General features: G+C 40.5%; 11 protein-coding genes. 2 read left to right on the top strand and 9 right to left on the bottom strand.

The genetic code is table 11. The features are described 5' to 3' along the window. Positions 1-4: 4 nt before the first annotated feature. From PR808_RS15925 to PR808_RS15915, 3 genes are all read right to left on the bottom strand, one after another. Complete coding sequence (locus tag PR808_RS15925) at positions 5-139, bottom strand: DUF805 domain-containing protein (protein WP_272539637.1); 135 nt, start codon at positions 137-139, stop codon at positions 5-7. Positions 140-177: 38 nt separating this feature from the next. Further along, positions 178-285 (bottom strand): hypothetical protein, encoded by a 108-nt coding sequence (locus tag PR808_RS15920; protein WP_272539648.1) that lies wholly within the window; start codon positions 283-285, stop codon positions 178-180. Between the two features lie 197 nt (positions 286-482). Beyond that, the gene (locus PR808_RS15915) at positions 483-1,925 is read right to left on the bottom strand and encodes a catalase (RefSeq protein ID WP_206082333.1); all 1,443 of its coding nucleotides are present in this window, start codon (positions 1,923-1,925) and stop codon (positions 483-485) included. 327 nt (positions 1,926-2,252) lie between these two features. Between PR808_RS15915 and PR808_RS15910 the strand changes: the two genes are divergently transcribed. Then, positions 2,253-2,795 (top strand): YfaZ family outer membrane protein, encoded by a 543-nt coding sequence (locus PR808_RS15910; RefSeq protein ID WP_206082332.1) that lies wholly within the window; start codon positions 2,253-2,255, stop codon positions 2,793-2,795. 151 nt (positions 2,796-2,946) lie between these two features. Here the strand turns inward: PR808_RS15910 and PR808_RS15905 are convergent, their stop codons facing one another. Continuing rightward, the gene (locus PR808_RS15905; protein WP_272539636.1) at positions 2,947-3,885 is read right to left on the bottom strand and encodes an Rpn family recombination-promoting nuclease/putative transposase; all 939 of its coding nucleotides are present in this window, start codon (positions 3,883-3,885) and stop codon (positions 2,947-2,949) included. Positions 3,886-4,160: 275 nt separating this feature from the next. Continuing rightward, positions 4,161-5,369, bottom strand: a complete 1,209-nt coding sequence (gene tyrP / locus PR808_RS15900) for a tyrosine transporter TyrP (protein WP_404462827.1) — start codon at positions 5,367-5,369, stop codon at positions 4,161-4,163. 421 nt (positions 5,370-5,790) lie between these two features. Here tyrP and PR808_RS15895 point away from each other — a divergent pair, with 421 nt between their 5' ends. Beyond that, positions 5,791-7,131 carry an anaerobic C4-dicarboxylate transporter gene (locus PR808_RS15895; RefSeq protein ID WP_206082329.1) on the top strand — a complete coding sequence of 447 codons (1,341 nt, stop codon included), beginning with the start codon at positions 5,791-5,793 and terminating at the stop codon, positions 7,129-7,131. Between the two features lie 75 nt (positions 7,132-7,206). Here the strand turns inward: PR808_RS15895 and yfaE are convergent, their stop codons facing one another. From yfaE to ubiG, 4 genes are all read right to left on the bottom strand, one after another. After that, complete coding sequence (gene yfaE, locus PR808_RS15890) at positions 7,207-7,470, bottom strand: class I ribonucleotide reductase maintenance protein YfaE (RefSeq protein ID WP_206082328.1); 264 nt, start codon at positions 7,468-7,470, stop codon at positions 7,207-7,209. 2 nt (positions 7,471-7,472) lie between these two features. Continuing rightward, entirely contained in the window at positions 7,473-8,609 is a 1,137-nt protein-coding gene (nrdB, locus tag PR808_RS15885) for a class Ia ribonucleoside-diphosphate reductase subunit beta (RefSeq protein ID WP_225818901.1), read from the bottom strand. A gap of 11 nt (positions 8,610-8,620) precedes the next feature. Continuing rightward, on the bottom strand, positions 8,621-10,912 hold the full coding sequence (nrdA, locus tag PR808_RS15880; RefSeq protein WP_206082326.1) for a class 1a ribonucleoside-diphosphate reductase subunit alpha: 2,292 nt from the start codon (positions 10,910-10,912) through the stop codon (positions 8,621-8,623). A gap of 358 nt (positions 10,913-11,270) precedes the next feature. Then, positions 11,271-11,993: a bifunctional 2-polyprenyl-6-hydroxyphenol methylase/3-demethylubiquinol 3-O-methyltransferase UbiG gene (gene ubiG, locus PR808_RS15875; protein ID WP_206082325.1), complete on the bottom strand. Its 723-nt coding sequence runs from the start codon at positions 11,991-11,993 to the stop codon at positions 11,271-11,273. Positions 11,994-12,263 lie beyond the last annotated feature (270 nt).

Below are 12,263 nucleotides of genomic sequence, written 5' to 3'. Positions count from 1 at the left end.
AAAATTAGGCCTTTGGATCTGGACCAAATCGATTATTACTCGGAGTACCACCAAGAATGCTAAAAACAAATAAGACAATCCCACCGAAAGGAACAAATGAGATAAGATACCACCAGCCTGATTTGTCTATATCGTGCAAGTGTTTAATGGTGACCGAGATACTTGGTACAATAATCCCTAAGCTATATAGCCGATACTGCCAATTTCACCTATATAGCTATCCATTGAAATACTGATTAATATAATCAATACCAAAAAGATAATCGGGTTGAATAATGTAAACATCCAATACTTTTTACGTTTAGCGCGCCCTTCAAAATTTGCATAGTTATTTCTTAATATATCCAAATACCAATTCACTTTGTCTTTACTTAACCTAAATTTAAAGTAGGGAGAGTAGATCGCTTGAATTAATGAATGTAAATACAGAAGGGAGGTAGGGAACGAAATACGACGGGCAGATTACCCGTCGTGGTATATTTTTATTTCTTTAATTCATTCAACGCTTTCTCAACACCTGCACCGTATTCTGGGTGAACTTGTTTGAATAACGCAATTTGGCGCACTTGCGTGGCTTCTGTGGCATCAATTAGCTCACCAGCAATACGTTTAAACATACGTTGGTGTTCGGCATCATCTAATAATTCATATAATGCGCGTGGTTGGCTGAAATAGTCTTGGTCTTCACGATGATCCCAGTGGTCAGCGGCACCTTCAATAGATAATGGTGGTTCACTAAAATCAGGTTGTTCTTGGAATAAACCCGCTTCGTTTGGCTCATAGGTAACATGATTTCCGCTATTACCATCAACACGCATTGCACCATCACGGTGATAATTATGGAATGGGCAACGTGGCGCATTCACAGGAATTTGATGATGGTTAACACCAAGACGGTAACGATGAGCATCACCGTAAGAGAAGAGACGCCCTTGAAGCATTCTGTCTGGTGAGAAACCAATACCAGGCACTACGTTAGCAGGGCTAAATGCAGCTTGCTCAACATCAGCAAAGTAATTATCTGGATTACGGTTTAGTTCAAAATATCCTACATCAATTAATGGATAGTCTTTGTGTGGCCAAACCTTAGTCAGGTCAAATGGGTTATAAGGAACCTTTGAAGCTTCTTTTTCAGGCATTATTTGTACTTGCAAATTCCAGCGAGGGAAATCCCCTTTTTCAATCGATTCAAATAAATCGCGCTGTGAACTTTCTCTATCTTTCCCCACGAGTTGTTCAGCCTGTTCATCGGAAAGGTTTTCGATGCCTTGTTGGCAGCGGAAGTGGAATTTCACCCAGAAACGTTCATTATTGGCATTGATAAAGCTGTAAGTGTGGCTACCAAAACCGTGCATATGGCGGTAGCTTTGTGGAATACCACGGTCACTAGCATCGATCGTTAATTGGTGTAAAGACTCGGGTAATTGGGAGAAAAATGCCCATTTATGTTCCATTGTTCGTAAGTTGGAGCGAGGATCGCGTTTTACGACGTGGTTTAAATCAGGGAATTTTAATGGGTCACGAAAGTAGAACACAGGTGTGTTGTTACCCACCATGTCCCAGTTGCCTTCTTCAGTGTAAAACTTGAGTGCAAAACCACGAATATCACGCTCTGCATCAGCAGCACCACGCTCGCCAGCTACAGTTGAAAAACGGGCAAACATTTCTGTTTTTTTGCCTACTTCAGAGAAAATTTTAGCGCGGGTATAAGGCGTAATATCGTGGGTGACGGTAAATGTACCAAATGCACCAGATCCTTTGGCGTGCATACGTCTTTCAGGGATCACTTCGCGGTCAAAATGGGCTAATTTTTCTAAGAACCAGACATCTTGTAACAACATTGGGCCGCGTTTACCTGCGGTCATGACATTATTATTATTGGCGACGGGTGCGCCAGAGGCAGTCGTAAGGCCTTTTTTCTTCATCACAATGCTCCTGATTTTGAATTTAATGACTACATAAACCTAACTAAAAAGTTATTATTTTGTAATAAAACAAAAATACCACTACAATAAACTTGTGATTCAGTATAGTAATTATTGATATGATTATCTAATTAATATAACCAATTACTGTGATTGAATGTGAGATAAGCTGGATTTTTAAGATACAGATTTAAAATTTAAATCTGACTTAGGTGCGATGAAATTATCTTTTGGCTGAATAGGTTGCGTAAATCTGAGTAATTAAGGCTGAGAAACGTGTGTAAATCGCGTAATATCCGTAGGTAATAATTTAAAGAGGATAAAATAATGCGCAAAGTGGTGTTATTAGTGGCGGCGATGTCCCCATTTTTTATGAATTCTGCTCAAGCTGTTTCTGTGAGCGCACAAGCTGGCAAACACTATACTGAATTATCAGCGGGTTTAGGCAATCAAAATGCAGGCCTCGCGTTTAATGGTTCTTGGGCGCGTAGTGACCATGATGGTCAAATGGGCAGTTTAGGCGCTACATTTGGTCTCCCTATTGGGCCTTTTTCTGCTTATGTTGGCGGTAAAGGTTTATATTTATCCCCTGATAATAACAGCAGTGGTGCAGCATTAGCTGTGGGTGGTGGTTTAAACTGGCAGGCTCTGCCTTCACTGAATATTTATGGTGAAGCCTATGGTGCACCAGAGTCACTGACTTCAGGTAGCAAGTCTTATGTTGAAGCAAAAGCGGGCGCACGTTATACGGTATTTAAACCGTTATCTATTGATGCGGGCTATCGTATAATTGAAATGAAAGGCTCACACAACAAGTCGAATGAAAAAATTGCAGATGGTCTTTATTTAGGGGCTGGTCTTTCATTCTAGCGTTGTAACCTAGTTTATATTGCCCTTAGTTGCTTGTGTAATTTGCATCTAGGGGCATAGGTCTTGATTTTGCTGCAATTAAATACTTTTAAATCAAATTATTATCTTTTTGTTTATGATTTCTTAGATATTCATGTTGATTTTCATTGCGTTATTGTAATGAAGCCAAAACATCATGACTTAGCCCTGTACTTTTCATGATGATTTCAGGGCTAACACCATTTTTTAGCAACTGGATTGCCATGGTGATCTTGGCTTCAGCGATACCTTCCTCTCTTCCTTGCTGAATACCTTCTTCTCTTCCTTGCTGAATACCTTCTTGGCGGCCTTTATTTTGTAGGCGTTGTGCAATATTCATGATCGTTTCCTTATGTTGTTCCGTTTGTTCCTCTAAAATTTGAACGATTTCTTCAAAGTTAGTTGAGTCTAACGCAATAAACAGATAGTTGAGGATGGTCACCACATCGTTATCGCTATTATAGTGCCTATTGAGCGCTTGCGCCAAGAGTGGAAGAACCTGCTGAAACTCATCACGTAAATACTTATGTTTCATGGCTAATTCCATCACAGCAACTTTTCGGTGGTTGACTAATTCGTTGTCATCGATGACGGTGATATCCACTAAAGGAAAAGGTTGTGTATATAGCTGGTTCGCAATCTCAGCAAAGGGAAAACAATCAGTCCATAATAAAGAATGTGGATAGGGGGAGCGATTACCATGATAAAAAAGTACGGGTACAACAAGGGGTAATACTGTATTTCCTTGTTGCATATGCTGATTCATCGCTAAAAAAGCATAATGTATTAAGCGCCACGCCATTAATTTATCAGGTGTAGATTGGTGTTCAACCAATAGGTAAAGGTACCCTTGTCCGTGTATAGTTTGAACTGAATACAAAACATCGGATAAACGAGAGCGCAGCTGCTTATCAATAAAAGATGAGTTAGTCAGTGCTAATGAATTAAAATCACATAGTGATTTTATATGTTCGGGTAAATGAATTTCAAAAAAGTCACGAGCACTATCAATGTTTGTCATGAACCCCTTAAACGCAGCATCATGAGCGGCAGAAACGCTTTTTCCTTTCATACAACTAGTTTCCTTATTAACCTCTGGTTAACAGTAAATCAAGGTAGCTTGGTTGTCTTTTCAGTATTATTTACGGTATATGACGTAATTAAAGAAATAAATTTCAATAATAAGCATTTAATGAGAACTGAAATATTAAATGCCAATATTCGAGGCGTCGTGATTGATATGATCTATAAAAGAGTGAAGGGAAGCTATTGGATATAGGGGGATGACAAATAAAAGAAAAACCGCAATTTGAAGTTATCCAAATTACGGCTTAATTTACCAATTTATTAGCCGACGTTAGGTAGAAAACCCGCAACAATCGAGAACTGAATAGCAATAACAGTAATACCACAGAGTAATACTATCGCTAAAACAGGCATGCCACCTTTAACTTGGTATTCACCTTTATCTTCTACCTTGCGAACACGCATAGTGAGCAGGGCGGGGATAATTAAAGCAAGGACAGATAATGCCACAGCTGCGTATGTTAAGGCTTGCACGAAGCTACTAAAGAACAGTGCCGCAAGTAATGGCGGAGCGAAGGTTAATAAGCCCGTTTGAATACGACCAAATAAGCTATTACTGCGTTTAAATAAGTCAGCAAGGTAGTCAAATAATCCTAAAGCAACACCTAAGAAAGAAGTCGCAAGTGCTAAGTCCATAAATAGGCTAACAGCAATATTGACCCGTGGTGTTGCTACCACATCACGAATGGCAGTTAGCAAGCCATTTAAGCCAGACTCTTGTGCTAAAATACCTAAAAATGTTGTTGAGGGGATTGAGCCAAGTGTTGCTACCTGCCAAAGGATATATGCAACCAATGGAATTGCGCTACCTGTAATGAAAATCATACGCAGTTTACGCACATCACCATTCATATAGTTAACTAAGCTAGGAACACTACCGTGGAAGCCAAATGAGGTGAATATAACGGGAACAGCGGCGAGAATTAAACCTTTTTCAATAGGCATGGTGCTTAAGTTCACCGCTTCAGCATGTGGCATCATAACAACTAACATGATGATTAAGAAAATTGTTTTGGCGGTAAATAAAATTCGGTTAATAAAGTCAACCGAATGGGTACCAATACATACAACAGCTCCACCAATAATTGTGAAGGCGATAATGGCCGCTTCGGTACTGATGGTAATCCCCCACCAAGATGAAAGACTGTCAGAAATCAATACGCCAGCCCCACCAATATAAGCGGTTGTTAGCGCATACATCAGTAGCAACATGCTTAAACCCGTGACGATTTGTCCTGCTGGACCAAGGTATTTTTTTGCTACGGTACCTAACCCCATATTTGCAGGGTTATGTTGGTAGACCTCGACTAATAATAATGAGGTATAGCTCATTAACATCCATAACCCAACAAGCAAACAGACGATGCCTGTAAAACCGACGCCTGCAGCGGCAAGTGGCATTGCCAACATCCCTGCACCTATTGTTGTTCCTGCAACGATTAACACACTGCCAAGAGTACGATTCTTCACAAGTTCCTCTAATTGAATCTGAATAATTAATAAGTGATGCAGATTATGCGATTGTGCGAATTGTGTCAAATGTAAATTACAGTTGGTGTAAATTTATTTGTACACTAATTAGAGGCAAAATAATAATAAATAACCGACCAATATCAAGGTTAGTTATCTAAAGGAAAAATGATGAATAAAGATACCTAAAGGTAAATTAATTTTGGCTTATTTGTTAAGAAATGGTGTGTAATTTATTGATTTTACATAATTATTGTTTGAACTGGCTAGTATCGCAGTTACTTAAGATAAATAGTGTGATGCGGTCAAAATAAACACAACAAAAATAAAACTATATTGGTTTTAAAATTATCATAAATCAAATTAATGCTTGAAAATCATCTCAATAATAGGAGGCAAATACATATAAAAGGATGGAACTATGGACTTTATGATTCAACTCGCCATTATCCTTGTTTGCTTGTTTTATGGGGCAAAAAAGGGGGGAATGGCATTAGGGCTTCTTGGTGGGGTAGGTCTTGTTATCTTAGTATTTGGTTTTGGATTACCACCAGGAAAACCACCTGTTGATGTTATGCTTGTAATTATTGCTGTTGTTGCCGCATCAGCTACGTTACAAGCATCAGGTGGTTTGGATGTTATGCTACAAATTGCAGAACGACTACTACGGAAAAACCCTAAGTACATCTCTATTGTGGCACCTTTTGTGACTTGTATCTTAACCATTTTGTGTGGTACAGGGCATGTTGTTTATACTATCTTACCTATTATCTATGATGCGGCGATTAAAAATAATATCCGTCCTGAAAGACCAATGGCAGCAAGTAGTATTGGCGCACAAATGGGGATCATCGCCAGCCCTGTTTCTGTTGCAGTTGTGTCCCTAGTTGCCATGCTTAACGGTGTGACTATTAATGGCAAGTCTCTTGAATTCCTTGATTTACTGGCAATTACTATTCCTTCAACCTTAATTGGTATCTTAGCCATCGGTATTTTTAGTTGGTTCAGAGGGAAAGATCTCGATAAAGACCCTGTATTCCAAGAATTTATTTCGGTCCCTGAAAACCATGATTACGTGTATGGTGGCAGTGTGACATTGCTGGATAAAAAATTACCGAAAATCAACTGGGTCGCGATGTGGATTTTCTTAGCATCAATTGTGGTTGTGGCATTACTCGGCGCATTTTCTGAGTTAAGGCCGTTAGTCAATGGCAAGCCGTTATCGATGGTTTTAGTTATTCAGATGTTTATGTTGCTGGCGGGTGCGCTCATCATCATTATCTGTAAAACCAATCCAGGGCAAATTTCGAAAAATGAAGTATTCCGCTCGGGGATGATTGCGATTGTGGCGGTGTATGGCATTGCGTGGATGGCAGAAACCATGTTCGGCGCCCATATGGATGAAATTAAAAGTACACTGGGGTCTTTAGTGAAAGACTTCCCATGGGCGTATGCGGTCATCTTATTACTGGTATCTAAGTTTGTTAATTCTCAAGCAGCGGCATTGGCCGCGGTTGTGCCTATCGCGTTAGGTATTGGTGTTGACCCCGCGTATATTATTGCATCAGCACCCGCATGTTATGGTTACTATATTTTACCAACTTACCCAAGCGACCTTGCGGCGATTCAATTCGACCGTTCAGGAACGACGCGTATCGGTAAATTCGTCATCAACCATAGCTTTATCTTACCCGGGTTAATTGGGGTTGGTGTATCCTGTGTGTTTGGTTGGGTATTTGCAGCGCTTTATGGCTATTTATAATAGCGAGGGCGAATTAATAAAGAACAAATAGATTAAAAGCGATTGCATAGAAGAGCTGTGCAATCGCTGATAATGCTAGCCAATCTCGATATCAGAAAGCGGGTGGCAACAACAAGGTAAAATTTCACCTTCTTGTACAAAGGCTAGAGGCTTACGCTTATAGCCTACTTTTCCTCGCAACAATGTTACACGGCATGAGCCACAGTAACCTTCACGGCATTGATACTCGACAGGTACTCGGCTATCTTCTAGCGCTTCCAATAAGCAAGAATGAACTTCTGTATGGTAGGGGACTTGAACACCCTGCGTGAGTCGCAGGGTGATTTTGTGGCTAGCCATAATTACAGTTCGAAGTCACTCAGGTCGTCAGTATTGACTTCAGAGTCAATTTGACCAACTAAGTAAGAACTCACTTCAACTTCTTGTGGTGCCACTTGAACGTTATCTGACACCAGCCATGCATTGATCCATGGAATTGGGTTAGAACGTGCTTCAAAAGGCAGCTTCAGACCAACAGCTTGCATACGGATATTGGTGATGTACTCAACATATTGGCACAGAATATCTTTATTCAGACCAATCATTGAACCTTCACTGAACAGGTAATCGGCCCACTCTTTTTCTTGCTCTGCTGCCTGCACAAACAAGTCATAACATTCTTGTTCGCACTCTGCTGCAATTTCTGCCATTTCAGGGTCATCTTGTCCTGAACGTAACAAGTTCAACATATGTTGGGTACCTGTTAAGTGCAGCGCTTCATCACGTGCAATCAGTTTGATGATTTTTGCGTTGCCTTCCATGAGTTCACGTTCTGCGAACGCAAATGAACAGGCAAAGCTCACATAAAAGCGGATAGCTTCCAGTGCGTTAACACTCATTAAGCATAGGTATAATTGCTTTTTCAGCGCGCGCAATGAAACGGTGATTTGTTTCCCGTTGCAATTATGTGTGCCTTCACCAAACATGTGATAGTAGTTGGTCATTTCGATGAGGTCATCGTAAAAACCCGAAATATCTTTCGCACGTTTTAAAATTTCTTCATTTTCAACGATATCGTCAAAAATAATCGCTGGGTCATTCACAATATTACGAATAATATGCGTGTATGAACGTGAGTGAATAGTTTCAGAGAACGCCCACGTTTCTACCCATGTTTCCAACTCAGGAATTGAAATCAGCGGCAGTAATGCCACATTAGGGCTGCGACCCTGAATAGAGTCAAGCAGCGTTTGGTATTTCAAATTACTGATAAAAATGTGTTTTTCGTGATCTGGCAGCGCATTGTAGTCAATACGGTCGCGTGATACATCCACTTCTTCAGGACGCCAGAAAAACGATAACTGTTTTTCAATCAGCTTTTCGAAAATCGGGTATTTTTGCTGATCATAGCGTGCCACATTAACAGGTTGGCCGAAAAACATCGGCTCCTGCATTTGGTCATTTTTCTTCTGTGAAAACGTTGTATATGTATGTGACATAACAATTCCTATTAAATTTTACACGCGCCGCCTTCGCAATCGGAATCCGCTGACTCAACAACTTCTTCCAGATCGCCCTGAACATCTTCCGCACCATCGCGGGTGTTATGGTAGTAAAGTGTTTTTACACCAAACTTATAGGCGAGCAATAAATCTTTTAGTAATTGGTTCATTGGTACTTTACCACTCTCGAAACGAGTAGGGTCATAGTTTGTGTTAGCAGAAATCGACTGGTCGATAAACTTCTGCATAATACCAACGAGTTGTAGGTAGCCGCTGATAGATGGCATTTGCCACAACAGTTCATAAGCCCCTTTCAAGTTTTCATAATCTGGCACCACTTGGCGCAAGATGCCGTCTTTCGACGCTTTAATACTGATGTAGCCACGTGGTGGCTCAATACCATTGGTTGCATTAGAAATTTGCGAAGATGTCTCAGAAGGCATCAAAGCAGACAGCGTTGAGTTACGCAGGCCATAAGTCTGAATATCTTTACGCAGTGCTTCCCAATCATAATGCAGTGGTTCATTGGTTAACTTATCGAGCTCTTTTTTATAGGTGTCGATAGGTAATACACCTTGCGAATAGGTCGTTTCATTGAACCACGGGCATGCACCTTGTTCTTTCGCCAAATCGTTTGATGCTTTTAACAGATAATATTGAATAGCTTCAAAAGTTTTGTGCGTTAAATTATTTGCGCTACCGTCGGAGTAACGTACACCGTGTTTCGCTAAGTAATAGGCATAGTTAATCACACCAATACCTAATGTACGGCGACCCATAGAGCCTTGTTTTGCCGCAATAATTGGGTAGTCTTGGTAGTCGAGTAGTGCATCTAAAGCACGCACCGCTAAGATGGCTAACTCTTCTAATTCATCAAGGCTATCAATTGCACCTAAGTTAAATGCAGACAGCGTACATAATGCAATTTCGCCTTCTTCATCGTTGATGTTATTCAACGGCTTAGTTGGCAGTGCAATTTCTAAACATAGGTTAGATTGACGAACGGGAGCAACCTGTGGGTCAAACGGACTATGTGTATTACAGTGGTCAACGTTTTGAATATAGATACGGCCTGTTGATGCACGTTCCTGCATCATTAATGAGAACAATTCGACGGCTTTTACGCTGGACTTACGAATAGTTTCATCTTGTTCATATTGAACATACAAACGTTCGAATTCATCTTGGTCAGCAAAGAATGCATCGTACAGACCTGGTACATCAGAAGGGCTGAATAAGGTAATGTCTTGGTTTTTAATTAAACGTTCGTACATTAATTTATTCAATTGCACACCGTAATCCATATGACGAACACGGTTACCTTCAACACCACGGTTATTTTTCAGGACTAACAGGCTTTCAACTTCAAGATGCCAAATTGGGTAGAATAATGTTGCTGCACCACCACGCACACCGCCTTGAGAGCATGATTTAACCGCTGTCTGGAAGTGTTTGTAGAATGGGATACAACCTGTGTGGAATGCTTCACCACCGCGTATTGGGCTACCTAATGCGCGAATTCGGCCCGCATTTACGCCAATTCCAGCGCGTTGAGAAACGTATTTAACAATTGCACTTGATGTCGCATTGATGGAATCAAGGCTGTCACCGCACTCAATCAGGACACAAGAGCTGAACTGACGAGTTGGTGTGCGTACCCCCGCCATAATTGGCGTTGGCAAAGAAATTTTAAATGTTGAAACCGCATCATAGAAACGACGAATGTAGTCTAAACGCGTTTCTTTTGGGTAATGGGAGAATAAACACGCCGCCACTAAAATATATAAAAACTGTGCGCTTTCGTAGATTTCACCCGTTACACGGTTTTGAACTAAATATTTTCCTTCGAGCTGTTTAACGGCTGCATAGGAGAAATTCATATCACGCCAATGGTCAATAAAACCGTCCATTTGCTCGAACTCTGCTTGCGTGTAGTCTTCCAGCAAATGCTTATCATACTTGCCCATTTCAACAAGGCGTTTTACGTGCGTATAGAGTGCAGGCGGCTCAAACTGGCCATAGGCTTTTTTACGCAAGTTAAAGATAGCTAGACGTGCAGCAAGGTATTGATAGTCTGGTGTTTCACCAGTAATCAAGTCGGCAGCTGCTTTGATCATCGTTTCGTGAATATCAGATGTTCTGATCCCATCATAAAACTGAATCTGAGAACGTAACTCCACCTGTGAAACAGATACGTTACTTAGGCCTTCCGCAGCCCAGGTGATTACCTTGTGGATTTTATCGAGATCAATGCGTTCTTTATGTCCGTCACGTTTTGTGACTAACAGACTCTGGTTCATGAGTAAGTACACCTTGGTTGAACTACAAATAGTGTGCCACAAACATAAAAAAGCTCATGGTTGAATACCATGAGTCTAGTGCTGTTTAGTTTAGCTTCACTACTATATGTAGTAGTTTGTTGAGTAGACAATAACAAGATAATGTTAATATGCGATTTTATCAAGTGAACAAATTCGAGGGATCTTGTGGATAACTGGTTGGATAAGAAAAATGATCATGTCGGTAAGCTGCATGGTAAAAGGGACTAATAAAAAAAAGGCTTCCGACATGATGACTAAAATAAATTTTGTAAACGTAGACCGTTTGCTGATTTCTTAAACGTACTGATTGCGATTTATTCTTTTCGTGATTAGTTAGCTACTCACTAATTGTATGAAGCATATAATTCACATCTACATTTGGCCCCAGCCAGAACTTGTCAGTGATAGGGTTGTAGTGTAACCCCGTGATATGCTTATCTTTTAACTGTGTTCCGTCAATCCAACCGATGAGTTCAGAAGGGCGAATAAACTTATTCACATCATGGGTGCCTTTTGGAACCATCTTCATAACGTATTCGGCGGCAACGACTGCCATCAGCCACGCTTTTTTGTTGCGGTTGATGGTTGAAAAAATAACATGACCACCAGGTTTAACCAATTTAGCGCAAGCTCTCACGACAGATTGTGGGTCAGGAACATGTTCTAACATTTCCATGCAAGTGACGATGTCATAAGCTTGTGGATGTTTATCGGCATGCTGTTCAACGGTTTCTTGAACATATTCAACGGGAATACCCGATTCGAGAGAATGTAAGCGAGCGACCATTAACGGATCTGCGCCCATATCAAGTCCTGTAACATCCGCACCTTCACGCGCCATACTTTCAGATAAAATACCGCCGCCACAACCGACATCAAGAATTTTTTTACCGAAAATGCCATCTACACGTTGCATAATATAACCAAGACGCAATGGGTTAATACGGTGTAACGGGGCAAATTCCCCTTCTAAATCCCACCAACGGGATGCAATAGACTCAAATTTTTCGATTTCTTGTTTATCGACATTTAAGTATGTCGGTGCTTGGGTATCGCTCATTGATAAAACTCCTATTTTAACCCTATGACTGCATATTGCCTTTTATGATGAGACGAATTAGGCGCAGTGATAGGTGTCCGTCAATCATTGATGGTCATAATCTAGACAATAATGCACTTAAGGCAGTTATTAATGAATAATCCCACAAGTTTCGGACACACAAACTTAATTTTCCGCTATTATACATAGCTTGAAAGACAAATACCCGTCTCTTATTTTTATTAAATTGGCGAATTGTGGTATAGTTCTACTCTTTGAATCCGAAGTTAT

The organism is Providencia sp. PROV197 (genome assembly GCF_028479625.1).
Taxonomy (GTDB): Bacteria; Pseudomonadota; Gammaproteobacteria; order Enterobacterales; family Enterobacteriaceae; genus Providencia; species Providencia vermicola.
Note: the sequence above shows the minus strand (reverse complement) of the source record. Positions and strands in the feature narration are given on the sequence as shown.